Origin of the sequence: Roseomonas indoligenes (assembly GCF_017813365.1) — a bacterium.
Classification (GTDB): domain Bacteria; phylum Pseudomonadota; class Alphaproteobacteria; order Acetobacterales; family Acetobacteraceae; genus Roseomonas; species Roseomonas indoligenes.
In genome coordinates this window covers 1-22,778 of sequence record NZ_JAGIZA010000007.1, presented here as the reverse complement: position 1 = coordinate 22,778, position 22,778 = coordinate 1, and the positions used below count along the sequence as shown (strand labels likewise).

General features: G+C 72.8%; 22 protein-coding genes and 1 pseudogene. 7 read left to right on the top strand and 16 right to left on the bottom strand.

Going from position 1 to position 22,778, the window contains the following annotated elements; translation table 11 throughout:
- Positions 1-5 precede the first annotated feature (5 nt).
- Positions 6-518 (top strand): YbaK/EbsC family protein, encoded by a 513-nt coding sequence (locus tag J5Y10_RS13065; protein WP_209374204.1) that lies wholly within the window; start codon positions 6-8, stop codon positions 516-518.
- Positions 519-699: 181 nt separating this feature from the next.
- On the top strand, positions 700-2,043 hold the full coding sequence (locus J5Y10_RS13060; protein ID WP_245214668.1) for an MFS transporter: 1,344 nt from the start codon (positions 700-702) through the stop codon (positions 2,041-2,043).
- A 322-nt stretch (positions 2,044-2,365) separates the two neighbouring features.
- Here J5Y10_RS13060 and J5Y10_RS13055 read toward each other — a convergent pair whose 3' ends face one another.
- The 8 genes from J5Y10_RS13055 to J5Y10_RS13020 form a co-directional block, all read right to left on the bottom strand.
- Entirely contained in the window at positions 2,366-2,935 is a 570-nt protein-coding gene (locus tag J5Y10_RS13055; RefSeq protein ID WP_209374202.1) for a histidine phosphatase family protein, read from the bottom strand.
- A 29-nt stretch (positions 2,936-2,964) separates the two neighbouring features.
- On the bottom strand, positions 2,965-3,591 hold the full coding sequence (locus J5Y10_RS13050; RefSeq protein WP_209374201.1) for a glutathione S-transferase family protein: 627 nt from the start codon (positions 3,589-3,591) through the stop codon (positions 2,965-2,967).
- A 151-nt stretch (positions 3,592-3,742) separates the two neighbouring features.
- The gene (locus tag J5Y10_RS13045; RefSeq protein WP_209374200.1) at positions 3,743-4,675 is read right to left on the bottom strand and encodes a ribose-phosphate pyrophosphokinase; all 933 of its coding nucleotides are present in this window, start codon (positions 4,673-4,675) and stop codon (positions 3,743-3,745) included.
- Between the two features lie 500 nt (positions 4,676-5,175).
- Positions 5,176-6,186 carry a hypothetical protein gene (locus J5Y10_RS13040; protein ID WP_209374199.1) on the bottom strand — a complete coding sequence of 337 codons (1,011 nt, stop codon included), beginning with the start codon at positions 6,184-6,186 and terminating at the stop codon, positions 5,176-5,178.
- Between the two features lie 98 nt (positions 6,187-6,284).
- On the bottom strand, positions 6,285-7,052 hold the full coding sequence (pgeF, locus tag J5Y10_RS13035; RefSeq protein WP_209374198.1) for a peptidoglycan editing factor PgeF: 768 nt from the start codon (positions 7,050-7,052) through the stop codon (positions 6,285-6,287).
- Positions 7,049-8,026 carry a class I SAM-dependent methyltransferase gene (locus tag J5Y10_RS13030; RefSeq protein WP_209374580.1) on the bottom strand — a complete coding sequence of 326 codons (978 nt, stop codon included), beginning with the start codon at positions 8,024-8,026 and terminating at the stop codon, positions 7,049-7,051. Before J5Y10_RS13030 ends, pgeF begins: the two co-directional genes overlap by 4 nt.
- Before the next feature lie 59 nt (positions 8,027-8,085).
- Positions 8,086-8,895 carry a prolipoprotein diacylglyceryl transferase gene (gene lgt / locus J5Y10_RS13025; protein WP_209374197.1) on the bottom strand — a complete coding sequence of 270 codons (810 nt, stop codon included), beginning with the start codon at positions 8,893-8,895 and terminating at the stop codon, positions 8,086-8,088.
- Between the two features lie 194 nt (positions 8,896-9,089).
- Positions 9,090-9,545, bottom strand: a complete 456-nt coding sequence (locus J5Y10_RS13020; RefSeq protein WP_209374195.1) for a hypothetical protein — start codon at positions 9,543-9,545, stop codon at positions 9,090-9,092.
- A gap of 395 nt (positions 9,546-9,940) precedes the next feature.
- Here J5Y10_RS13020 and J5Y10_RS13015 point away from each other — a divergent pair, with 395 nt between their 5' ends.
- The 3 genes from J5Y10_RS13015 to proC all read left to right on the top strand — a co-directional run bounded on the left by J5Y10_RS13015 (position 9,941) and on the right by proC (position 11,912).
- Positions 9,941-10,345, top strand: a complete 405-nt coding sequence (locus J5Y10_RS13015) for an accessory factor UbiK family protein (protein ID WP_209374194.1) — start codon at positions 9,941-9,943, stop codon at positions 10,343-10,345.
- Between the two features lie 149 nt (positions 10,346-10,494).
- The gene (locus tag J5Y10_RS13010) at positions 10,495-10,998 is read left to right on the top strand and encodes a type III secretion system chaperone family protein (protein ID WP_209374192.1); all 504 of its coding nucleotides are present in this window, start codon (positions 10,495-10,497) and stop codon (positions 10,996-10,998) included.
- 95 nt (positions 10,999-11,093) lie between these two features.
- Complete coding sequence (gene proC, locus J5Y10_RS13005) at positions 11,094-11,912, top strand: pyrroline-5-carboxylate reductase (protein ID WP_209374190.1); 819 nt, start codon at positions 11,094-11,096, stop codon at positions 11,910-11,912.
- A 69-nt stretch (positions 11,913-11,981) separates the two neighbouring features.
- Here the strand turns inward: proC and typA are convergent, their stop codons facing one another.
- The 5 genes from typA to aroA all read right to left on the bottom strand — a co-directional run bounded on the left by typA (position 11,982) and on the right by aroA (position 19,731).
- Positions 11,982-13,817: a translational GTPase TypA gene (gene typA / locus J5Y10_RS13000; protein ID WP_209374188.1), complete on the bottom strand. Its 1,836-nt coding sequence runs from the start codon at positions 13,815-13,817 to the stop codon at positions 11,982-11,984.
- A 567-nt stretch (positions 13,818-14,384) separates the two neighbouring features.
- Positions 14,385-14,981 (bottom strand): hypothetical protein, encoded by a 597-nt coding sequence (locus tag J5Y10_RS12995; protein WP_209374186.1) that lies wholly within the window; start codon positions 14,979-14,981, stop codon positions 14,385-14,387.
- A gap of 80 nt (positions 14,982-15,061) precedes the next feature.
- Positions 15,062-17,401: an MMPL family transporter gene (locus J5Y10_RS28440; RefSeq protein WP_209374184.1), complete on the bottom strand. Its 2,340-nt coding sequence runs from the start codon at positions 17,399-17,401 to the stop codon at positions 15,062-15,064.
- A gap of 306 nt (positions 17,402-17,707) precedes the next feature.
- The gene (locus tag J5Y10_RS12985) at positions 17,708-18,343 is read right to left on the bottom strand and encodes a (d)CMP kinase (protein WP_209374571.1); all 636 of its coding nucleotides are present in this window, start codon (positions 18,341-18,343) and stop codon (positions 17,708-17,710) included.
- A gap of 35 nt (positions 18,344-18,378) precedes the next feature.
- Complete coding sequence (aroA, locus tag J5Y10_RS12980; RefSeq protein ID WP_209374182.1) at positions 18,379-19,731, bottom strand: 3-phosphoshikimate 1-carboxyvinyltransferase; 1,353 nt, start codon at positions 19,729-19,731, stop codon at positions 18,379-18,381.
- Between the two features lie 189 nt (positions 19,732-19,920).
- On the opposite strand from aroA, the gene J5Y10_RS12975 reads away from it, so the two are divergent.
- Positions 19,921-20,241, top strand: coding sequence for a TIGR02300 family protein (locus J5Y10_RS12975; protein ID WP_209374180.1), 321 nt, complete (start codon positions 19,921-19,923; stop codon positions 20,239-20,241).
- A 34-nt stretch (positions 20,242-20,275) separates the two neighbouring features.
- Here the strand turns inward: J5Y10_RS12975 and J5Y10_RS12970 are convergent, their stop codons facing one another.
- Entirely contained in the window at positions 20,276-20,926 is a 651-nt protein-coding gene (locus J5Y10_RS12970; protein ID WP_209374178.1) for a DUF2161 family putative PD-(D/E)XK-type phosphodiesterase, read from the bottom strand.
- 28 nt (positions 20,927-20,954) lie between these two features.
- Complete coding sequence (locus tag J5Y10_RS12965; protein WP_209374176.1) at positions 20,955-21,275, bottom strand: HU family DNA-binding protein; 321 nt, start codon at positions 21,273-21,275, stop codon at positions 20,955-20,957.
- 197 nt (positions 21,276-21,472) lie between these two features.
- On the opposite strand from J5Y10_RS12965, the gene J5Y10_RS12960 reads away from it, so the two are divergent.
- Positions 21,473-22,414 (top strand): L,D-transpeptidase family protein, encoded by a 942-nt coding sequence (locus tag J5Y10_RS12960; protein WP_209374174.1) that lies wholly within the window; start codon positions 21,473-21,475, stop codon positions 22,412-22,414.
- Positions 22,415-22,670: 256 nt separating this feature from the next.
- On the opposite strand, the pseudogene J5Y10_RS27860 reads toward J5Y10_RS12960, so the two are convergent.
- Positions 22,671-22,778: pseudogene (locus tag J5Y10_RS27860) on the bottom strand (IS630 family transposase); the annotation flags it as partial.

Below are 22,778 nucleotides of genomic sequence, written 5' to 3'. Positions count from 1 at the left end.
TGGTCATGGCGGCGGGGGAAGGAAAAGACGGCGGCTCCGTCGCGCGCGTGCGGGCAGCCCTGCGCGCGGCGGGCCACCCGGACGCGGTGCGGGAATTCCCGGAGGGCACCCGCAGCGCCGCCGACGCCGCCCGCGCCGTGGGCTGCAGCGTCGGGCAGATCGCCAAATCCGTGATCTTCAGGGGCACGGCACCGGACGGCACGGAGCGCCCGGTGCTGGTGGTGGCCAGCGGCGCCCATAGCGTGGACCCGGAGAAGGTGGCGGCCCTGACCGCCCTCTCCATCGGCCGGGCCGAGGGCCGCTGGGTGCGGGAGGCGACGGGCTTCGCCATCGGCGGCGTGGCGCCGCTCGGCCATCTCTCGCCGCCCGTGGTCCTGGTGGACGAGGCCCTCTTCGCCCATGCGGAGGTCTGGGCCGCCGCCGGCAGCCCGCGCGCCGTCTTCCCCTCGACCCCCGCGGAGCTGCTGAGGATCAGCGGCGGCACTCGCGCCGTGGTGGCGGTAGCCACCCCAGATTGAGTGGTGGTGGTGGCGGTAGCCGCCCCCGGCTGAGTGGTGGTGGCAGCCGGCCCGGCCTGACGGGTAGCCAAGCCCGCGCAACCGGCGCAGGAAGGGAAAAAGCCGCGCCGCCTCGCCGGAGTGAACCTCCCTGCCGCCCCAAGAACCCGCCCGCACCCCCGATCCCGCCGCACCGGACGGGTTGCCCCTGCCGCGCCGCCACTGGGCCACGGCGGGAATGGCTCTCGGCATCACCATGGCCGTCATCGACGGCACCATCGGCACCGCCGCCCTGCCCACCATCGGCCGCGCCCTGAACGTCGCGCCCGCCGACATCATCTGGGCCACCAACGCCTACCAGCTCGCCGTCACCGTCTCCCTCCTGCCGCTGGCGGCGCTGGGGGAGATCGTGGGCTACCGGCGGATCTACCTCTCGGGCCTCGTCCTCTTCACCCTCGCCTCCATCGCCTGCGCCACGGCCGGCAGCTTCGACTGGCTGGTCGCCGCCCGCGCCGCCCAGGGCTTCGGCGCGGCAGGGTTGATGAGCGTGAACTCCGCCCTCATCCGCTTCATCCAGCCCCGCGCCCGGCTGGCGCGCGGGCTGGGGCTGAACGCCATGGTCGTCTCCACCGCCGCGGCCGCGGGACCCACCGTGGCCGGGCTGATCCTCGGCGTCGCGGACTGGCCATGGATCTTCGCGGTGAACGTGCCGCTCGGCGTCGTCGCCCTCGCGCTCGGCCTGCGCGTCCTGCCGCAGACCCCGCGCGGCCGGCACCGATTCGACTGGATCAGCGCCCTCCTCTCGGCCGCCACCTTCGGGCTGCTCATCCTCGGCCTGGACGGCCTGGCGCATGGTGGGGCCTGGATGACCGCCCTACCCACCGTCGCCGCAGGCCTTGCGGCCGGCGCCTGGCTCGTGCGGCGCCAGACTGGCCGACCGCGCCCGCTGCTGCCGCTCGACCTGCTGGGCATCCCCGTCTTCGCCCTCTCGATCGGCACCTCCATCTGCAGCTTCATGGCGCAGGCCCTCGCCTTCTCCGCCCTGCCCTTCCTGTTGCAGACCGGCTTCGGATTCAGCGTCTTCCAGGCCGGGCTGCTCACCACGCCCTGGTTCCTCGCCACCGCCGTCGCCGCCCCCCTCTCCGGGCGCCTCATGGACCGCTTTCCGGCCGGGCTCCTCGGCGGCGTCGGGCTGGTGCTGATGGCCACGGGCCTCGCCCTGCTGGCCCTGCTGCCAACCCACCCGCAGGCCGTGGACATCGCCTGGCGCATGGCCCTCTGCGGCTTCGGCTTCGGCCTGTTCCAGACCCCGAACAACCGCACCATGGTCGGCGCCGCACCCCCTGAGCGCGCGGGTGGCGCCAGCGGCATGCTCGCCACGGCCCGCCTGCTCGGCCAGACCACGGGCGCCGCCCTCGTCGGCCTCATCCTGGGCTGGATGCCCGGCATGCCCATCGTCGGACCGACGACCGCCCTCACCTTCGCCTGCGGCATGGCCGCGCTGGGCGCGGTGGTCAGCGTGTTGCGGCTGAGGGCGCGGAGCTGAACGTGTCCTGATGGGTCCGGAGCCGGGGGGCGCTGCCCCCTGGAACCCCCAGGCAAACGCGAAGCGTTTGTCCCGAGCCAAGGGCCTGAGGCCGCTGCCCCCCGTCCCGCTGCCGCCGTGGCGTCCTGACACGGGGTTTCTGCGTGAGGAGCTTTATCCTGCCCTTACGATCGCCTGAGGTCATCGACCTCAGGCGCACCGTCAGCGGGATGATTCCAACTCGAAGAAGAAGACGATGGTGAGGGGTCCGGGGAGAGGAAGAATTCCTTCTTCCTCTCCCCGGGACAGACCGACAGGGAAGGGCGGCAGCAGAACCCGCGCGTCAGGCGCCGAGTTCGGCCGGCGTGAAGCGCCATCCCTGCCCGCCGGAGGGCGGCTCGACAAAGAGCGGCAGGGCGTTGGGCGTGCGGATGTTGGCTTCCATCCCCAGCGCCTGCCGCATGGCGCGCCACAGGGCGCCGTGGGCCACCACCAGCACCGGGCCGGGGTTGGCGGTGGCGCGGTTGATGGCGCGCACGGCCCGTTCCCGCAGGTCGGCGAAGGGTTCGCCGCCCTCCGGGGTCGAGAGGCCGTCGATCCAGTCCTGGAACCAGGCGGACATCTCCTGGCCCTCCTGCACGCCGAAGGCGCACTCCACCAGTTCGGGGTCGAGCGTGACGGGGAGGTTCAGCCGCGCCGCCACGATCTCGGCCGTGACGCGCGCGCGCCCCAGCGTGCTGGCGTGGATGGAGCGGATGCCCTGCCCCACCAGCGCCTCGGCCGCGCGCCCGGCCTGGGCCAGGCCCACGGCGTTCAGCGGGATGTCCACCTGCCCCTGGGAGAGCATGCGGGCGTTCCAGTCCGTCTCGCCGTGGCGCAGGAACCAGAAGGGGACGGGGTTGGGCTCGGCCATGGGGGCTGGCTTGGGCAAGGGGTGGCCGGTCAGGCCGCCAGCCCTTCCTGCTCCAGCGCGCGCTTCACGGCCGGGCGCTCCAGCATCGCCTTGAAATGGGCGTCCAGCTTCGGCGGCAGGGACTGGCCGACGCGCTTCACGTGCCAGTACTCCACGAAGAACAGCGCGGCATCGGCAATGGAGAAGCCGGCGGGCAGGACCCATGTGTCGCCGCGCCAGTTCTTCTCCAGCAGGTCGAAGTACTTCGCGGCATTGGCCCGCGCCGTCTCCACCGCCTTCGGGTGGTCCTCCTCGCGGCCGGAGAACATGTGCGGGCGGAACTGGCGGGTGAAGGCGTGCGGGTGGACGGTGCCGGTGATGTAGTCCACCGCCTCCACCGCGCGCGCCATGCCCAGCGGGTCCTTCGGCGCCAGCCCGGCCTCGGGGTTGGCGGCGGCGAGGTAGGAGGCGATGGCCGTCCACTCCGTCAGCACCGGCCCCTCGTCGCCCAGGTCCAGCGCCGGCACCTTCGACTTCGGGTTCACCGCCACGTATTCCGGCGAGAACTGGCCGCCGTTCTTCGTGTCCACGAGGGAGAGCTCGTAGGGCTTCCCGGTCTCCTCCAGCAGGACATGGATCCCGAGGGAGCAGGCACCGGGGGCGTAGTAGAGCTTCATGGCGGGTTCCTCGGCCGTTTCTTCAGGACACACGACCGAGGCCCGGCGGCATCGCCGGGGCTTGGGTCGTGGGCCGGATGCGGACGGGAGGTTGGCCGGAAACGCGGGCGGGTTGAAGGGGGCCGGCGCAGTTTCCGCGCCGCCCACCCTCTCAGTTGAACAGCGTGGAGACCGAGGCTTCCTCGGAGATGCGGCGCATCGCCTCCGCCAGCAGCGGCGCGACCGTCAGCTGCTTAATGTTGGAGGAGACGCGCACCGCCTCGGTCGCCTGGATGCTGTCCGTGCAGATCAGCTGCTGGATCGGCGCCGCCCCGATGCGCGCCACCGCGCCGCCCGAGAGCACGCCGTGCGTGACATAGACGGAGACGGAATGCGCCCCGTTCTTCAGAAGCGCCTCCGCCGCGTTGCAGAGCGTGCCGCCGGAATCGACGATGTCGTCCACCAGGATGCAGTCGCGGCCGGAGACGTCGCCGATGACGTTCATCACCTCGGACACGCCGGCGCGCGGCCGGCGCTTGTCGATGATGGCGAGGTCCGTGTGCAGCCGGGTCGCGATGGCGCGGGCGCGCACCACGCCGCCCACGTCGGGGCTCACCACCATCAGGTCGCGGCCCTTGTAGCGCTCCTGGATGTCGCGCGCGAAAAGGGGCGCGCCGAAGAGGTTATCCACGGGGATGTCGAAGAAGCCCTGGATCTGCCCGGCATGCAGGTCCAGCGTCAGCACCCGGTCCGCCCCCGCCTGGGTGATGAGGTTCGCCACCAGCTTTGCCGAGATCGGCGTGCGGGGCCCGGACTTACGATCCTGCCGCGCATAGCCGAAATAGGGGATCACGGCCGTCACGCGGCGCGCGGAGGCGCGGCGCAGCGCGTCCAGCGTGATCAGCAACTCCATCAGGTTGTCGTTCGCCGGGTAGCTGGTGGACTGGATGACGAAGACGTCCTCGCCCCGGATATTCTCCTGGATCTCCACGAAGATCTCGAGATCCGCGAAACGCCGGACGGAAGCCTGGGTCAGCGGTAGGTTCAGGGCCGCGGCCACCGCCTCGGCGAGCGGGCGGTTGCTGTTGCAGGCGAGAATCTTCATCCGCTGGAAATCTCCGGGCGCGCCGCTGGACAAGTGACGGGACAGGCGGCGTGGGGCGGCGGCGGGATAGCAACCGCACGCCACCAAGTCCATGCCGGAGCCGCTCTAACACAGAGCAAAGCCGCTTTACGTACGGCGCATGCCAGGGCGCCGGGCGGCGGGTTGTCCTCACAGGATCGTTTGCGTGGACGGTTGGCTCCGGTGATCCCCAGGGAGGCTTTGCCTCCCTGGAACCCTCCGCCAGGAGCCTGAGGCTCCTGGACCTGCATCGGGCTGCCGCGGATGCGATGATCGGAGGCCGGTGCCGAAGGTGATTTGGCGCCGGGTCAGCCCAGGCGGCCGTATCAGTCGCCTGAGGTCATCGACCTCAGGCGGGCCGCAAGCCGAGCATCCCGTGGCAGCCCGATAGAAAAAGATGAGGGGGGTCCAGGGGGAGAGCATTCTTTCTCTCCCCCTGGGGCCGCCCGAACCGCCATCTCAGACCATGCAACCGGCCTGGCTTACCGGGCCGGCGCCCCTGCCTCCGCCGGAGCCTCGGGCGCCGGTGGGGGTGCCGGGCGCCGCGCGGCCTCTTCGCCCAGGCCGCCGGCATTGGCGATGATGTCGCGCACGGCGGCGGAGGCTTCCTGCGTCACCACATAGGCCACGTCGCCCCAGAGGCCGTTCAGGCTGCCGGTCGGCACCTCGTTCAGCTGCAGCGCCTGGCCGAGGTCATGCCCGTCCCGGCGCCGCACGAGCCACTGGATTTCCACGCGCTGCTTGCCGTTGGGCGCGGGTGCCAGGGTCACCTTCCCGGCCAGGGAGAAGGCAGCGCCATCGGCCCCGTCCTGCACCACGAGGCCCTTGGTGGAGAGGAAGTCCCGCATGCGGAGGGCGAGGGACTGGTTGCCGTCGCCCGGCGCGCCCTGCACGCCGGTGAAGCGCACGCGCGGGGGGCCGCCGCTGCCGTTGAAGGGCACGGTCTCGGCCGCCCGGCGCGCCGCCTCGCCCCGTGTCAGCAGGGCGGTGACGAGCTCGGCGTCGCGCGCGGCCACGCGGTGCAGGGTTTCGGTCCGCGCCTCGCTCCATTCCCGCACGGGCACGGGGGCGCCGCGGGCCTGGCCCAGCACCTTTCCGTCCGCGTCCACCACGGAGTAGGCGGGCGTCACGCCGCGGCCGTCCTGATCGGCGGTCACGTCCAGGCGCCAGTCCAGGGGGGCGGGCGCGCCGGCCACCACGGGCACCTCGGCGCCTTCCAGGGCCTCCGTTATGGCCATGGCGAAATCGGTGGAGGCCACGTCCGGCAACAGGGCGGCGCTCGGGGGCGGGACGGCGATGCGGTAGGCCGGCGGCGCGGCCAGGCGGCGGGCCGCGCCGCCGGGATTGCCCCGGAAGGGCTGCGGCAGCGGCCCACAGGCCGCGAGGAGCGCCAGCGGCAGGAGAAGGGCGGCGATGCCCCGGAACTTGGGAGGCATCCGCCCAGCCGATCGCGCGGCGGGCGGTGGTGCCGCGGGGTTGAAGAGGTGGGGCATGGCCGGTGCCTTATCCACGGAGCCAGGGCCGGGCGCCACCCCGGGTGCGCGAAGCGCTGCCCCGGGCGCGCGAAGCGCTGCCCCGGGGCGGGGAGGCGCTACCCCGGTAGCGCGATGGCGGAAAGCTGGTGCCCGATCGGGCCGCCCCCCTCCAGCGTGCGGCGGCGGTGGGAAAAGAACAGCTCTTCCTCCGCTCGCGTGTCGTTCGGCAGGGCCTCGGCGGCCACGCCCGCGGCCGTCAGCCGGGCCAGGATCAGCCCGGCCATGTCGAATTGCCAGTGCCCCTCGCGGGCGCCGGGGGCGAGGAAGCGCTCCCCCTCCGGATCGCTTGCCAGAAGCTCGGCCCGAAGGTCCGCGCCCACCTCGTAGCTTGGCTGGCGGATGCAGGGGCCCAGCGCGGCCACGATGTCGCCCCGGCGGGCGCCGAGCCCTTCCATGGCGGCCAGCGTCGCCTCCAGCACCCCCGCCAGCGCCCCGCGCCAGCCGGCATGGCAGGCGCCCACGACACCCGCGCGGGGATCGGCGAAGAGGACCGGCCCGCAATCCGCCGTCACGATTCCCAGCGTCACGCCCGGGCGGTCCGTCACCACGCCGTCCGCCTTCGGCCGCGCCTCATGCGCGATCGGCTCCCGCGCCAAGGCCACCGCGATGCCATGCACCTGGAACAGCCCGGACAGGCTGGCCGGAGAGGTCCCGATGGCGCCCATGGCCAGCGCCCGGTTCTCCTGCACCAGCGCCGGGTCGTCGGCGGAGGAAAGGGAGCAGTTCAGACTGGCGAAGCGCCCGGAGGAGACGCCGCCGCGCCGGGTGAAGAAGCCGTGCGGCATCCCCGTGAGGGAGGGGGCGGTCAGGAACTCGGCTGTCATGCGGCCTCGAAGCCCGGCGGGGTGGGAAGGTCGGGGTGGCAGAGGACGAGGGCCTTGAACAGGCGCCCCATCGCCTCCGGCGCGGTCAGGCGGGTGGCGGCCTCGATATGCCGGGCGCCGCGGCCACCGGGGATCGACGCCTCGCTCGCCGCCAGCGCCGCCGCCCGGCTGTGCAGGCCCAGCCGAGACAGGAACACGCCCTGCGGCAGGGGCCCGTGCACCGCCGCGCCCGACGCCCGGGCGGTGCGGGCAAGGGCGGCGAAATCCACATGCGCCGTCAGGTCCGCGCCCCCCGGATCGGCGAGCGGGTCGGCGGCCTCCCGGGCCCGGATGGCCTGCAGGCTGTCCCCCGGCCCGCTCTCGCCCGGTCCGTAATCGAGGAACAGCGCCGCGCCCCCCTGCGCCGCCAGGCGCGTGCCGAGCGCGCCCGCGATGCCCAGGGCGGGCTCGTTCACCTCCCGCACCTCGCCCTCCTCTCCCGAATCCGGCAGGGGCGCGTCCGGCGCGGGCCTCTCCACGAAAGCGCCCTCCGCCACGAAGCGCTCAGCCCAGCGCCCGCCGCGGCGGACGAACTGGCGGATGGGCAGGGCGTCCAGGAACTCGTTTGCCAGAAGGATCATCGGCCCTGGCGGCAGGGCGGCGAGGCTGTCGTGCCAAGTCGCCCCGGGAAGACGCCCTCTCTGCGCCGCCCGCAACAGGGGGGAGGTCTCGATCAGGTGCAGCCGCAGGGCATGGCTGAAATCCGGCACCATGCCGCGGATCGCGCGAAGGGCATCGGCCATCAGCGTCCCGCGCCCCGGCCCCGCCTCGGCCAGGATCACCGGGTCGGGCCGTCCCATCACCTGCCACGTCACCGCCGCCCAGAGGCCGAGGCATTCCCCGAAGGCCTGGGTGATCTCCGGCGCGGTGGTGAAGTCCCCCGCCGCGCCGAAGGGGTCGCGCCCGGCGTAGTAGGCCGCGTTGGCCCGCGCCATGAAGGCGTCCAGCCGCTCCGGGGGGTCGGCGGGCGCATCAGCGGGGTCGGGCCGCTCCGTCACGCGGCGGAGGCCTCCGCGACCGGCCGGCTGCGCGCCATCAGCCAGATCCCCGCGATCACCATGGGGACGGAGAGGAGCTGCCCCATCGTCGCGCCGCCCAGCAGGAAGCCCAGCTGCACGTCCGGCTGGCGGAACAGCTCGCCGATGATGCGCGCCACGCCGTAGCCCGCCAGGAAGGCCCCGGCGGTGAAGCCCGGCCGTGCCCGCAACCGCGGCGTGCGCACGATCCACTGCAGGATCACGAAGAGCACCAGCCCCTCCAGCGCCGCCTGGTAGAGCTGGGAGGGGTGGCGCGGCTCCGGCCCGGCATGGGGGAAGATCATGCCCCAGGGCACGTCCGTCACCCGCCCCCAGAGCTCCCCGTTGATGAAGTTGGCGAGGCGCCCGAGCCCGAGCCCGACCGGCACCACGCTCGTCACCCGGTCCGAGAAGAGCAGGAAGGGAATTCCCCGCCGGTAGCAGAACAGGGCGAGCGCGATGATCACCCCCGCCGCCCCGCCGTGGAACGACATGCCGCCGTGCCAGAGGTAGAGGATCTCCCAGGGCGCGCTCAGGATGATGTCCGGCCGGTAGAACAGCACGTAGCCCAGCCGCCCACCGAGGATGACGCCGAGGGTCGCCCAGGTGACGAAGTCGTCCATCGCTTCCGGCGTGCCCGCCGCCGGCGCCTTCGGGATCAGCCGCCGCGCCACCTGCCAGCCGATGACGATGCCGGCGATATAGGCAAGGGCATACCAGCGCACGACGAAGGGGCCGACCGCCAGGGCCACGGGATCGAAGGCGGGGAACATGATGGCGGGGATCATCGGTGGCCCGTGCTGCAGGGCGCGGCGGGGCCGGGCCGGGTCGTTTGAAGGGGGGCAGCCCCTTGCCGGAGGCCCGGGGCCGCCGGCGGGGCGCGGTATAGGCCCGATCGGCGGGGGCTGGAATGGCCGGGTGGCCGGTCAGGCGCCGCGCCCTCGCCCGCCCCGGTTCCGGAATCGAGGCCGGCACCGTGGCGCTACCGGCAGCGGCATGACGGCCGCCCCGTGCAGCCGGGTGCTAGGGCCGAGGCGGCGCCGCTGGCGGCCCCGACCGCGCTCCCGAGGCCGCTGAACCCGACGATGCCGCCGGGCGTGGGGATGCCGGCACCACCGCCGGACGGCGGGGCCGGGGTGCCGGAGCGCGCCGTGGTACCGGCCGAGGGGCCACCCTGGCCGTTGGTGCAATAGGCGATGAGGCCCTCCTGGCAGGTGACGCTGCAGGCGGGGCCGCAGAGTCCTGCCGGCTGGGCGCAGAAGTTCCCCGCCCCGAACAGCGGCACCGTTGGCGCCGGCGTGGAACCGGAGGATCCCTTGCCGGAAAGGCCGGGAATGGTGGAGCCCAGGCCACCCTGGATGGCGCCGCCTGTCCCCGTGCCCCCTGCCCCGGAGCCCCCACCCGACGAGTTGGATCCCGATGAGCCGGATCCCGGCATGCCGAATCCCGGTGCCGCGAGTTCCGGCATCGTAAAGCCCTGTGTCGTGGCACCCGGGGTCGTGCGCCCCCTTGCGGTGCCGGAAGAGCCGCTCCCGGTCCGACCCGGCGGTTGGTCCGACGACTGACTCTGCCCCTGGCCCTGGCCCTGGCCGGGCAACTGGCCCGGCCACTGACCGGATGTCTGGGCGAGGGCACCCCCGCCTGCGGCCATGCCGAGGAAGGCCAGGAGGACCAGCACACGTCGCCTCATCGCCGCCCCCGATCGCACCTGCGCCATGAGGTTAGGTAGGCCTCGGCCGGAGGTGCGGCAAGCCGCGGGAATTGCGCGGTGGGGACTACGCCCGGGCGCCTCGCGGGGCCATGTAATCCGGCACGAAGCGTGAGGAGGCAGGGATGCAGGACAGTGGACAGGGCGGCTCGGGCCCCTTCGGGACGGGTGGCAACGGCCCCTTCGGCGCGGGCGGATTCGGCAAGGGCTTCGGCGGGCCCGGCCGCGGCAAGTTCTTCGACGACCTGGCCGGCATGGCCGGTGGCGCCTTCTCCGTGATCAACGGCGCGAAGGCCGAGATCGAGGCCATGGTGCAGGCCCAGGCGGAATCCTTCATCACCCGCCTGAACCTCGTGAAGCGCGAGGAACTGGACGCGGCGCTGGAGGTGGCCCGCCGCGCGCGGGAGGAGTCGGAGGCGCTGGCGCTCCGCATGGCCGCGCTGGAAGCCCGGCTGGACGAGATGACGAAGGACGCCCCGCCCGAGCCCGGCGTGCCGCCGATCGAGGGCACCGGCCCGATCATCGTGTGACCACCTTTTGTTCGGCAGGGCCCTGGATTCGCTGAAGCCTTCGGCCTTGCCGCTGCGTTCGCCATCGCAGTATCAACCAGTTGGGGCTGACCCGGCCGATTCGATACCAGAGGAGGAGGGTCGCCCGTCTCGGGATAGGAGGTGACGCCATGTCAGCCACCCTCACTGTAAACCGGGACAGGGCCGCTAATCCGCTCGACGTCGTCGAGCAGATCGTGTCGGCCAATGAATGGGCCTTCGACCGGCGGTCCGACGGCGAGATGGCCGCCGAGGCGCCCGGCAAGTGGTGCGACTACGGCCTTCACTTCTCGTGGTCGAACGAGATCAGCGCGATGCACTTCACCTGCGCCTTCGACATGAAGGTGCCGGCCGGATCGCGGGGCAAGCTGCACGAGCTGCTGGCCCTGGCGAACGAGAAGCTCTGGATCGGCCATTTCGGCATCGAGGGCGAGGAAGGCATCCCCGTCTTCCGCCACGCCGTCCTCCTCCGCGGCGCCGGTCGGGCGAGCGTGGAAAGCCTCGAGGACATGGTGGACATCGCCATCACCGAGTGCGAGCGCTTCTTCCCCGCCTTTCAGTTCGTCCTGTGGGGCGGGAAGCCGCCGGCGGAAGCCCTGGCGGCGGCCATGCTGGACTGCGCCGGAGAGGCCTGAGCCCCTTGCGGACCCGCGGGAAGGCGGGTTTCTCATAGGGGATGTCCGGGTGGGCCCGCGCGCCCGCCCGAATGCTCTCCGAAGGGGTTCCGCCGATGTCCGCTGCGATGCTTCCGCCCGTCCTCCTGGTCGGCTGCGGCAAGATGGGGGGCGCGCTGCTCTCCGGCTGGCTGGCCCGCGGCCTCTCCCGCGCCGTGATCGTGGAGCCGCACCACGACTCCACGAAGCCCTATGCCGGGCGCCCCGAAATCACCCTGGCGCCGGACATCGCCGCCATTCCCTCCGGCTTCGTGCCGGAGGCGGTGGTGCTGGCGACCAAGCCCCAGCAGTCGGATGAGGTCCTGCCGGGCCTTCGCCCCTTCGCCCGCGGCGGCGCCCTGTTCCTCTCCATCATGGCGGGGAAGACGCTCTCCGGCCTGGACGGGCTGCTGGAGGGCGCGGCGGTGGTGCGGGCCATGCCCAATACCCCCGCCGCCATCGGCCAGGGCTTCACCGTGGCCTGCGCCGGCCGCCGCTGCACGGAGGCCCAGAAGACCCTGGCCGACCGCCTGCTGACCGCGACGGGCGAGGTGGCCTGGGTGGAGGCGGAGAGCCTCATTGATCCCGTCACTGCCATCTCCGGCGGCGGCCCCGCCTATGTCTTCCTGCTGGCGGAGATGCTGGAGAGGGCCGGGCTGGACCAGGGCATCCCGCCCGACCTCGCCCGCCGGATGGCCCGCGCCACCGTCTCCGGCTCCGCCGCCCTCCTCGCCCGTAGCAAGGAGGATGCGTCGGTGCTGCGCCAGAACGTCACCTCGCCCAAGGGCACCACGGAGCAGGCGCTGGCCGTGCTGATGGCCGAGCACGCCTGGCCCTATCTCATCCCCAAGGCCATCGAGGCCGCCACGCGCCGGTCCCGCGAGCTGGCGGGCTGATCCCCGGGAAGCGGAAGTGAAAAGGGCCGGGGGATCGCTCCCCCGGCCCTTATTCCTGAACCCTGTGGCTTACGCCGCCTGGCTCTCCGAGCGGCGCGCGTGCTTCTTGCGCTCGTTCGGGTCGAGGTAGCGCTTGCGCAGGCGGATGGCGGAAGGCGTCACCTCCACCAGCTCATCCTCCTCGATATAGGCGATGGCCTGCTCCAGCGACATGCGGCGGGGCGGAACCAGGAGAAGCGCCTCATCCTTGCCGGCAGCGCGGATGTTGGTGAGCTTCTTCTCCTTGATCGGGTTCACGTCCAGGTCGTTCTCGCGCGAGTGCTCGCCGAGGATCATGCCGACATAGACCTTCACGCCCGGATCCACGAAGAGCGCGCCGCGCTCCTGCAGGGCGAAGAGGGAGTACTGCACCGCCTCGCCGTCCGAGTTGGAGATGAGGCTGCCCTTGATGCGGCCCTCGATCGGGCCGGCCCAGGGGCGGTAGCCGATGAAGAGCCGGTTCATCATGCCGGTGCCGCGCGTGTCCGTCATGAACTCGCCGTGGTAGCCGATCAGGCCGCGCGACGGGATCTCGAAGGTCAGGCGAACCTTGCCGCCGCCGGAGGGCCGCATGTCCTGCATCATGCCCTTGCGCTGCGCCATCTTCTCGACGACCACGCCCGAGTAACTCTCGTCCACGTCGACGAGCACCTCCTCGAAAGGCTCCTCCTTCTCGCCGGTCTCCGGGTTCACCTGCGTCAGCACGCGGGGGCGCCCGATGGTCAGCTCGAAGCCCTCGCGCCGCATCGTCTCGATCAGCACGCCGAGCTGGAGCTCGCCGCGGCCCGCCACCTCGAAGGCGTCCACTTCCTCGGACACCTTCACCTTGATGGCGACGTTGCCCTCGATTTCCTTGAACAGGCGGTCGCGGATCTGGCGCGACGTGACCTTCTTGCCCTCCCGGCCGCCGAGCGGGCCGTCGTTGATGCGGAAGGTCATGGTCAGGGTCGGCGGATCGACCGGGATGGCCGGCAGCGGCTCCATCACCTCGGGGGCGGCGATGGTGTCGGGGATCGTGGCGTCGGACAGGCCGGCGATGGCGATGATGTCGCCCGCCTGCACCTCGTCCACCGGCACGCGATCGAGGCCGGAGAAGGTCATCAGCTTCGTCAGGCGGCCCGTCTCGACGACGCTGCCGTCCTGGCGCAGCACGCGCACAGGCATGTTCACGCGCGCGGTGCCCTGCTCCACGCGCCCGGTCAGGATGCGGCCGAGGAAGTTGTCGGCCTCAAGGATGGAGGCGTTCATGGCGAAGGGGGCGTCCACGTCCACCTTCGGCGCCGGCACATGGCTCAGGATCAGGTCGAACATCGGCGACAGGTCCTTGCGCGGCCCGTCCATCGACATGTCGGCCCAGCCCTGGCGGCCGGAGGCGAACATGGTGTGGAAGTCCAGCTGCTCGTCCGTCGCGCCCAGGGCGGCGAAGAGGTCGAACACCTCGTTCAGCACCTCGTCGGCGCGGGCGTCCTGGCGGTCCACCTTGTTGATGACCACGATCGGCTTCAGGCCGCGGGCCAGCGCCTTGGTCAGCACGAACTTCGTCTGCGGCAGCGGGCCCTCGGCCGCGTCGCACAGCACGATCGCGCCGTCCACCATGGACAGGATGCGCTCCACCTCGCCGCCGAAGTCGGCGTGGCCAGGGGTGTCCACGATGTTGATCTTGGTCCCCTTCCAGTCCACCGCGGTGGACTTGGCGAGGATCGTGATGCCGCGCTCGCGCTCCAGGTCGTTGCGGTCCATGGCCCGCTCGGCGACCTGCTGGTTGGCGCGGAAGGCGCCGGCCTGCTTCAGGAGATTATCGACGAGCGTGGTCTTGCCGTGGTCGACGTGGGCGATAATCGCCACGTTACGGATGTTCTGCGTCACCGCGCGATGTTCCTCTGTGCGCGATGCGGGCCCATCCCCCGTGGCCGGCTTCCCGGGCCCATCGCGCCGTTTCGCCGGCCCGTGCGGTCCGGCGGCCTCCGCCCGAAGATCCAACCCATATGGAAGGCCCCGCGCGCATCGGCGGCGGGGCCTTTCTTCGGCGGTTCGGCGTGTTGCAGCGCAGAGATAGCGTGCCGCACACCGGATTGCGAGGGTTTACGCGATGTCGCGGCGCCGTTCGCCCATGCGGGGGAAGCAGGCCTACGAAGGCCGAGACCAGTTCCCCAGGAGGTTGCACCCCCGGGCAAACGCGAAGCTTTGTCCCGAGCCAGAAGGCTGCGAGCCTCCTGACCCTGCAGCGGGCTGCCGCGAAACCCGGCGGAAGCGTCGGTTCTTCACGGTCCGGTCCTGGTTCTGCCCCTGCAATCGCCTCGGCTCATAGAGCCGAGGCGCAACGCCAGCAAAGCAAGGCCAGCTCCCAGAAAAAGATGATGGTGAGAGGTCCGGGGAGAGGAAGAATTCGTTCTTCCTCTCCCCGGGACAAACCAACAGCGAAGAAGAGGGCGATTACCCCCGCGGCATCGTCTCCGCCGGGACACCGGCCGGCGGGGTCGGCGGCACGGCCGGGCGCGGACCGTGCCGCAGGCCGCGGCGGCGCCCGTCGGAAGGCCCGTGCGGCGCGTCCACCGCGGTCGGCACGCCCTCCGGCAGGGGTCGGGCGCCCGGGCCGGTCGGGCTGGCCGGCAGGGCGGCCTCGGCGCGGTCCAGGGCCTGGAGGGCGGAGCGGGAATCGCCCTGCGCGGCCAGGCGCCGCGCCTCGGTGATCTGGCTCAGCGCCGCGCTGGACTGCGGCCGGTCCGCTTCGGTCGCCACCACGGAATTCGTCAGCAGGCGCGTCTCCATCCGCTCCAGGGCCTCCACGGCGCGGCCGGACTGGCGGCGGACCAGCAGGGCGCGGGCCTCGGCCAGCTGGCCGCGGGCGGTCTCGACGCCGCCGGCATCCGCCATGGCGGCGTTGCGGTTCTGCGCGGGCACGGAGGGGACGGCGGGATTGGCCCGCTCCCGCTGCATCTCGCGCACGGCCGGATCGGCCGGGGCCTGCGCCAGGGCCAGGGTGGGCGCGGCCAGCAGTGCGGCGGCGAGAAGGATGGGGGTGCGAATCATGGCGCTCTCCTTATCAGGTGTTACTGCCCTATGGGGCCGCGCCGGGGCGGCGGGGAAGGGTATCCCCGGCCGCTTCCGCATCACGCTCCCTCGAACGGACTGTCTGAACGCACCGCCGGGCGATGCGACAGCGCGAGCGCCAGCCCGAAGGCGGCAGCCACGCCGACGGAGACGGTCAGCCCGATGCCGCGGAGCACGGGGGTCTCGCAGAGGGCCAGCAGCCCGAAGGTCAGCAGCGTGGCCACGGCGCAGCTCAGCACGGCGGCGCGGCCCCGGGCCGCCTCTTCCTCCGCCTCACGGCGCGCGAGGAAGAGGGCGTAATCCAGCCCGACGCCGGCCATCAGCAGCAGCGCGGCGAGGTGAAAGGGCGTCAGCCGTTCCCCGACGGCCGAGAGGACGGCCAGCACCACCGCGACTGCCCCGGCCACCGGCGCCAGGCGCCAGAGCGCCGCCCCCGCCCCGCGCAGCCCGGCGCCGAGCAGCGCCAGCACGGCCAAGGCCCCCACCCCGCACCAGAGCAGCGCGCCGCGCGTGGTGGCGGCGATCATGCCCTCCGTCTCGGCCTTCACGTCCACGAGCAGAACACCGGGATCGCCGAGGGCCGCCACCGCCGCGCGCAGGGCGGCCGGATCCGCCACCCCGGCCAGCAGCCCCAGCCCCCGCCATTCCCCCCCGCGCTGCGAGAGCAGGGGCGAGAGGCGGGTGGCGATCAGCGGTGCCTCGGAGAGGCCCTCGGGCGTCAGCAGGGGCAGGCCGCGGCTCTCCTCCACCGCGTCCAGGAAGGGCGCGAAGGCCGGGAGCCGGAAGGGAAGGCCGGCAGCGGCCTCGGGGAGCCGGGCGGAGAGGGCTTCCCGTGCCGGCAGGCCTGCCTGGCGCGCGGACTGGGTGGCGCGGCTGGGAAGGTAGCGGCTGGGAAGGTCAGCCCCGGCCAGCCGCCCATCTGCCAGCAGCGGAGCCAGGGCCGCCGCCGCGCGCTCCGAGGCGCGGAGCACCGCCTCCGCATCGCCGCCCCGCAGCGCCAGCAGCGTGCGGACGTCCGGCGCGCCGAGCTGCCCCCGCAGTTCCGTGTCCAGGTTCCGGTCCGCCTCCGGCACGGGGCTGAGGCGGGCGATGTCGTCCTCCCAGCGCGGCGGCCCGGCCAGTGCCATCCAGCCCAGTGCCGCCGCCACCACCCCCGCCGCCAGGACGGGCCGGCCGGAGAGCCCGGCCAGGGCGCGCCCGGCCAGATCCGGCAAGGGCCGCGCGATCAGTGCCGCTCCGGGCAGCAGCGCGGGCAGGCCCCAGCGGGTGACCGCCACCGCCGCCAGCAGCCCCGCAGCGCCGAACAGCCCGAGCTGCGCCAGCCCGGGAAAACCCGAGGCCATCATCGCCACAAGCCCCAGCGCCGCCGCCGCCGCCGCCAGCCGCAGGGTCGGCCAGATGCGCCGCGCGGCCCCGCCCAACGCCTCCCCTGGCTGCCGTCCGGTCAGGAGGAGGATGGGGTAGTCCACCGCCACGCCGAGCATCGTCACCCCGAAGCCCAGCGCCGCCCCCTGCACCCGCCCGAAGACGAGTGCCACCGCTAGCACCCCCGCCAGCGTCCCCGCCAGCAGCGGCACCGCCATGGCCAGGACCATCACCGGAGAGCGGTAGCGCCAGACCAGGAAGCCCAGCAGCAACACCCCCGAGAGGATCGAGATCCGCTCCACATCCGCCCGCACGGAGGCCGCCGCCGCCGCCGCGAAGACCCCGGGGCCGGAGAGCAGCAGCCGCGCCCCCTTCGGATCGGCCGCCGCGAAGCCCGCCCGCACCGCCTCCGCCGCCTCCCTCTGCGCCTCCGTATCCGTGCCGGCGGCCCGGCTGCGCGCCACCATCAAGGCGCGCGGAGGCCCCTCCCCGCCCGCGAACCACACGCCCTGCCGGACCTGCACGGTCGAGCTGCCGAGCCAGCCCTTCAGCGTCTCCAGGAACACCCCCGTGGGATCGGCGAAGCCCAGCCGCGAGAACACGCCGGAGAGCGAGGAGCGAAGCCCGTCCAGCACCGTTTCCAACTCCCGCCGCAGCGCCGGCACCGCGAAACGCCCCTCCGAGTTCCCCAGCAGGTAGCGGTAGCGGAACAGAAGCGCCTGCTCCCCCTCCGTAAGGTCCGCCGTGCCGTTGCCGACGAAGGCGAAACGCCCGCTTGCCCGCATCGCATCCCCCATGCTCCGGGAGACGCGGGCCAGCTCCGCCTCCTCCGCCCCCTCGATCCCCGCCAGCAGCAGCGTGGTCGCGGCGCCCTCCCGCAACTCCTCCAGCAGGAAGGCGGCCTCGGGCGTCGCGGCGGGGGGCAGGAAATCCGCCATGTCCGTGCGAATCTCGATGAGGCGGAACAGCAGCAGGCCAAGAAGGGCCAGCGCCAGAAGGGCGGAGGCCAGGCGTGCGGCGGGATGGCGGATCATGCGGCGCTTGTCCCCGAAAATGCGGGGGATGGCGATTCGGGTTGCCCCAGGGAGGCTCTGCTTCCCTGGAACCCTCCGCCAGGAGCCTGAGGCTCCTGGACCTGCATCGGGCTACCGCGGATGCGATGATCGAAGGGCGGTGCCAAGTAGCTTCCAAGACCGTGTCGGCGCAGGCCGCCGTGTCAGTCGCCTGAGGTCATCGACCTCAGGCGGGCCACCAGACGGGCATCCCGCGGCAGCCCTCCAGAAAAAGAGAGGGGGTCTAGGGGGAGAGAATTCGTTCTCTCCTCCCGGGGCCACCCGAAATCACGCGTCCAGCCGCGCCCGAATCAGCTGCAGGGCCGCCTCGTAGGCCGCATCGGCGTCCAGCCCCGTCGTGTCCAGCACCAGGGCGTCCTCGGCCGGCCGCATCGGCGCCACGTCGCGGGCGGCATCCCGCGCGTCGCGCACGGCCATCTCGGCCGCCACCTCCTCCAGGGGGATGGGTTCGCCCTTGGCCTGGCGTTCCAGCCAGCGCCGTTCCGCCCGTGCGGCGGCGGAGGCGGTGACGAAGAGCTTCACGCGGGCATCGGGGCAGACCACGGTGCCGATGTCGCGCCCGTCCATCACCGCGCCGTTGCGGGCGGCAAAGTTGCGCTGGAAATCCAGCAGCAGGGCGCGGACCGGGGGCTGGGCGGCCACCTGGCTCGCGCCCTGGTCCATGTCGGGCCCGCGAAGGTCGGGGCGCTGCAGGTCCTCGGGCGTCAGCGCGGCCGCCGCGGCCTCGGCCGCCTGCGGGTTGGTCGGCAGGCCGCCGGAGAGAAGCACGCGGCGCGCGACGGCGCGGTAGAGCAGGCCGGTGTCGAGATAGGGCAGGCCCAGCTCGGCCGCGAGGCGCCGGGCCAGGGTGCCCTTGCCGGCGGCGGCGGGGCCGTCCACCGCGATCACCACCGGCGCCGTCATTCCTTCTGGCGGCGCCACTTCACCGGACAATCCGCTCATGCCGTCTCCTCAAGGGGGGCAATGGCGGTGCCGCCCGCCAGCCCGTTCATCAGGCCGATGAAGTCGGGGAAGGAGGTGTCGATGAAGGCGGAATCGTCCACTGCCACCGGCCGTGCCGAGGCCAGGCCCATGACGAGGGCGGACATGGCGATCCGGTGGTCCATGTGCGTTTCCACCACCCCACCGCCCGGGGCCGGGGAACCGTCCCGGGCGATGACGAGGTCGTCGCCCTCAACCTCGGACTGCACGCCGTTGGCGGCGAGCAGCGCGACGGTCGCGGCCAGCCGGTCGCTCTCCTTCACCCGCAGCTCGCCCAGGCCGCGGAAGCGGCTGGTGCCCCGGGCGAAGGCGGCGGCCACGGCGAGCACGGGGTACTCGTCGATCATGGAGGGCGCGCGCGCGGCCGGGACGTCCACCCCGCGCAGCTCGGAGAAGGCGGCGGTCAGGTCGCCCACGGGCTCGCCGCCCTCCACCCGCCGGTTCGAGACGGTGAGCTCCGCGCCCATCTCCCGCAGCGTGTCGAACAGGCCGGTGCGGAGGGGGTTCAGGCCCACGCCCTCCACCGTGACCCGGGAGCCCGGCACCAGCAGCGCCGCCACCAGCGGGAAGGCGGCGGAGGAGGGGTCGGCGGGCACCACCACCGGCGCGCCGCGCAGCTCCGGCTGCCCGTCCAGCTCGATCACCCGCCGGTTCCCGTCCGCCTCCACGCGCACGGCGGCGCCGAAGTGGCGGAGCATGTTCTCCGTGTGGTCGCGGGTCGCCTCCCGCTCCTCCACCCGCGTCGTGCCGCGGGCGCAGAGGCCGGCGAGCAGCACCGCGGACTTCACCTGGGCGGAGGGCACGGGCACGGCGTAGTCCAGCGGCAACGGATCCGCCGCCCCTTCCACCGAGAGGGGCAGGCGCCCGCCCTCGCGGCCGGTGAAGCGGGCCCCGCAGGCGGAGAGCGGATCCGTCACCCGCCGCATCGGGCGCTTGCGGAGCGAGGCGTCGCCCGTCAGCACCGCGAAGATCGGATGCCCCGCGAGAAGACCGCAGATCAGCCGCGCGGCGGTGCCGGAATTGCCCATGTCCAGCACGTCGGCCGGCTCCACCAGCCCGCCCACCCCGCGCCCGGCCACCTGCCAGCGCCCGGGGCCGAGCCTCTCCACCTCGGCTCCCAGGGCCCGCATGGCGGCGGCGGTGCGGAGCACGTCCTCCCCCTCGAGCAACCCGGTGATGTCGGTTGTGCCGACGGCGAGCGCGCCGAACATGAGGGCGCGGTGGGAGACGGACTTGTCGCCCGGCACGGAAACCCGCCCGTGCAGCCCGGGGCCATTTGGCCCGGAGATGGTCGGCGCCGAGGCCCGCATCGGTGCCGTCCGGGCGGAAGGATGAGACATCGGCACCACTCGGCCAGGGTTGGGGGAGCGTTCGGGGGCTGAATTGCGGGCGTAAAATGAACGCGGGCGTTTGACACGCCCCGGCCCCCATGGCAATGCGCGCCGCCCTTCCGAACCCCCCGGTCCGCGGCCTTCCCGGACCTACCCGAGGCTTCCCTGATGGCCCTTGCCGAACTCGGCCTCAAGCGGACCTGCGTCGCCTGCGGTGCCCGCTTCTACGATCTGACCAAGACGCCTGCGGTCTGCCCCAAGTGCGGGACGGAACAGCCGGCGGAGCAGCCGCGCGCGCGCCGCGCCGCCAGCCCGCTGCCGGAGGAGAAGCCGCGCAAGCGCGCCGCCGCCGTGGAGGGCGCGGACACCGACGAGATCGAGGTGGACGACGCCGATGCCGAGGTGGCGGAGGATGCCGAGGACCTGGACGAGGATGAGGACCTCGCCGAGGACATCGGCGTCGAGGGCGCCGACGACGAGGAGAGCTGAAGGACCGGGGAGGGGCGTTTCCCCTCCCCTTTTCTCAGGGGCGGTGGCTCTCCGCCGCCGCCTCTCCGGCGGGGGTCAGCCGATAGGTTCCGCGCCCCACCCGCTCGAACCAGCCATACACGTTACGCAGCAGAACGCGCCCGGCATCCGGCGTCAGTCCCGCCAGGTCGCGCGGGCGCCTCGGCCCCTCCCGCAGGGCCCCGGCCAGGGCCAGCGCCCCCTGGCGATACGCCGTCATCACGGGTTGCCGCACGCTGCCGCCGGGGCTCGGGTCGCCCCGGCGCCGCGCGTGCTCGCTCAGCAGCCTTTCCCGCCGCGGGGCCTGCGGCCGCGGGCGGTAGGGGGCCGGCTCCGCCAGAACCTCCACCGCGCCGCGCGCCGGATCCACCGCCAGCAGGCCGAATCCCAGCAGGCGACACAGCTTCCAGGCGCGGCGATCCCGGTCCCGCCCGCGACGGGAAGCGCGGACGGCGAGGTAGACCGCGTCCGCCGCCGGCATCCGGTCCACGCCCTGCAGCAGCAGCTCCAGCGTGAACCCGCCCTTCATCTCGGCGATGACGAGGAAGGGCGGCTCGCCGTCGCGGCGCACGGCCACCACGTCGCAGCCGCACACCTCACCCTTCGGCTCGTAGCCCAGCCTCTCCAGGTATGCCTTCACCGCCGCGTAGAGCGACGTCTCCGGCAAGCCGCGCCGAGGCAGGGCCGGCCTCCCCTCAGGCCTTGGTCGCCTTGGCGGCCTTGCGCTTCGCCTTCTTCGCGCCGGCGAAGGCCGCTTCCTTCAGGGAGGGGCTGGCCTTGAACTTCACCGTCGCGCCGGCCTTCACGGCAACCTTCTCGCCCGTGCGGGGATTCAGGGCGGTGCGCTTGGGCGTCTCGCGCACGGAGAAGGAGCCGAAATCCGGCAGGGAGAAGCGGCCGTTCTCGATGATCTCCGCCTTGATCGCCGCCACGATGTCCGCGGCCAGGCGCCCCGCCGCCACCCCGGTCATCTCCGTGGACTGCTGGATCACACCGGTCAGGAACCTCTTCGACATGCGCGTCGTCTCCGTGCTTGAAATTGTTGCTGTCGCACGCCCGAATATCGCGGCCGCTGACGGCCGCGCTCTTACGGCCTTCCCGCAGGGGATGAAAAGATGCCCCGCCCTATCACGGGGGGCGCAATACGATCGTTTGGGGGAAGGCGCGGAACGAAAAATGCTCTAAGACACAGGAACTCCCCTCCAGGCCGCTCATGCCCACCACCCGCCGCTCCCTTGCCCGAAGCATACTTGGCGCCACCCTTGCCCCTGCCGCGCTCGGCGCAGGGGCCCGCACGGCCGCCGCCCAGCCCGGCACCGCCGCAGCCGCAGCCGGCGGTGCCGCCGCCGCCATGGCCGACATCCGCGGCCACCTCCGCCGCGCCCGCGCGGCCCTGCCGGCCAACCGGGCCGGCGCCCGCATCGCCCTGGACCGCACGCTGGAACGGCTGGACGACCTGGCCATCGAGCCTTCCACCGGCCGCCTCATCCTCGTCAACATCGCCGCGGCCGAGCTGATCGCCTATGACAACGGGCGGGAGGTGCTGCGCTCCCGCGTCGTCGTGGGCGCCAACAAGACCCGCACGCCCCAGCTCGCCACCTTCGTGACCGCGGCGCGGTGCAACCCGCCCTGGTACGTGCCCGCCAGCATCGTGCCGGAGATCCGCGCCGCCGGCCTCACCGGCTTCCGCTGGATCAACGGCAAGCTCGTCCAGCCGCCCGGCCCGACCAACCCGCTGGGCATCCTCCGCATCGGCCTGCTGGATTCGGACGGCATCTTCCTCCACGGCACCAGCAGCCCCTCGGCCTTCTCCCGCCCCTCCCGCGCTCTCTCCCATGGCTGCGTCCGCGTGGAGCGCATCCGCGACCTGGCGGCCTGGATGCTGGACCGGACCGGCACCTCCCTCCAGGCGACGCTGGACACCGGCCGCACCTACGAGCTGCCGCCGACCCAGGAGGTGCAGGTCGCACTGGCCTACCTCACCGCCTGGACCGACAGCGCCGGCCGCGTCGTCACTCATGGCGACCCCTACGGCCTGGACGCACCCGGCACCCGCCGCGCCCCCTACCGCCGCGTGTCGCGCCCGGCTCTCCAGACGCCGGAAGAGGCGGAAACCACGGCACGGCCGCCGCCCCAGGAAGACAACCCGCTTTAGGCTGGTTCTTCGCTCACGGCCTGTCCCGGGGAGAGGAAGAAGGAATTCTTCCTCTCCCCGGCCCCCTCACCATCATCTTTTTCTAGGCATTGGTTTTCCTCGACTGGCGGTGCGCCTCGGCTCGTGGAGCCGAGGCGACTACGAGGACAGGATCAAGCCGATCGTAGAAGGCTGATATATCAGGTCAGTTCCGCGGCAGCCCGATGCAGGTCCAGGAGGCTCAGCCTCCTGGCGGGGGTTCTAGAGCATTTCCAGCTTACTCGGACGCGTATCCTGAGTTGGCGAGGTAGTTTCTGCACTCGGCTTGGGTGAAGGTGTCGAGCAGGCGCCCGATGGTGGTCCAGAGGGCTTCGCGGGTACGGGT

What these genes read in the sequence shown, in the direction of transcription:
- J5Y10_RS12965 (WP_209374176.1), bottom strand. Translation starts at nt 21,275, where the DNA reads ATGTCGAAGAGGTTCCTGACCGGTGTGATCCAGCAGTCCACGGAGATG.
- J5Y10_RS13055 (WP_209374202.1), bottom strand. Translation starts at nt 2,935, where the DNA reads ATGGCCGAGCCCAACCCCGTCCCCTTCTGGTTCCTGCGCCACGGCGAG.
- J5Y10_RS12995 (WP_209374186.1), bottom strand. Translation starts at nt 14,981, where the DNA reads ATGATTCGCACCCCCATCCTTCTCGCCGCCGCACTGCTGGCCGCGCCC.
- J5Y10_RS13040 (WP_209374199.1), bottom strand. Translation starts at nt 6,186, where the DNA reads ATGCCCCACCTCTTCAACCCCGCGGCACCACCGCCCGCCGCGCGATCG.
- J5Y10_RS28440 (WP_209374184.1), bottom strand. Translation starts at nt 17,401, where the DNA reads ATGATCCGCCATCCCGCCGCACGCCTGGCCTCCGCCCTTCTGGCGCTG.
- J5Y10_RS13050 (WP_209374201.1), bottom strand. Translation starts at nt 3,591, where the DNA reads ATGAAGCTCTACTACGCCCCCGGTGCCTGCTCCCTCGGGATCCATGTC.
- J5Y10_RS13015 (WP_209374194.1), top strand. Translation starts at nt 9,941, where the DNA reads ATGCAGGACAGTGGACAGGGCGGCTCGGGCCCCTTCGGGACGGGTGGC.
- proC (WP_209374190.1), top strand. Translation starts at nt 11,094, where the DNA reads ATGTCCGCTGCGATGCTTCCGCCCGTCCTCCTGGTCGGCTGCGGCAAG.
- J5Y10_RS13065 (WP_209374204.1), top strand. Translation starts at nt 6, where the DNA reads ATGGCGGCGGGGGAAGGAAAAGACGGCGGCTCCGTCGCGCGCGTGCGG.
- J5Y10_RS13020 (WP_209374195.1), bottom strand. Translation starts at nt 9,545, where the DNA reads ATGCCGGGATCCGGCTCATCGGGATCCAACTCGTCGGGTGGGGGCTCC.
- pgeF (WP_209374198.1), bottom strand. Translation starts at nt 7,052, where the DNA reads ATGACAGCCGAGTTCCTGACCGCCCCCTCCCTCACGGGGATGCCGCAC.
- J5Y10_RS13045 (WP_209374200.1), bottom strand. Translation starts at nt 4,675, where the DNA reads ATGAAGATTCTCGCCTGCAACAGCAACCGCCCGCTCGCCGAGGCGGTG.
- J5Y10_RS12960 (WP_209374174.1), top strand. Translation starts at nt 21,473, where the DNA reads ATGCCCACCACCCGCCGCTCCCTTGCCCGAAGCATACTTGGCGCCACC.
- aroA (WP_209374182.1), bottom strand. Translation starts at nt 19,731, where the DNA reads ATGCGGGCCTCGGCGCCGACCATCTCCGGGCCAAATGGCCCCGGGCTG.
- J5Y10_RS13010 (WP_209374192.1), top strand. Translation starts at nt 10,495, where the DNA reads ATGTCAGCCACCCTCACTGTAAACCGGGACAGGGCCGCTAATCCGCTC.
- J5Y10_RS13030 (WP_209374580.1), bottom strand. Translation starts at nt 8,026, where the DNA reads ATGGCGCGGGCCAACGCGGCCTACTACGCCGGGCGCGACCCCTTCGGC.
- J5Y10_RS12975 (WP_209374180.1), top strand. Translation starts at nt 19,921, where the DNA reads ATGGCCCTTGCCGAACTCGGCCTCAAGCGGACCTGCGTCGCCTGCGGT.
- J5Y10_RS12985 (WP_209374571.1), bottom strand. Translation starts at nt 18,343, where the DNA reads ATGACGGCGCCGGTGGTGATCGCGGTGGACGGCCCCGCCGCCGCCGGC.
- lgt (WP_209374197.1), bottom strand. Translation starts at nt 8,895, where the DNA reads ATGATCCCCGCCATCATGTTCCCCGCCTTCGATCCCGTGGCCCTGGCG.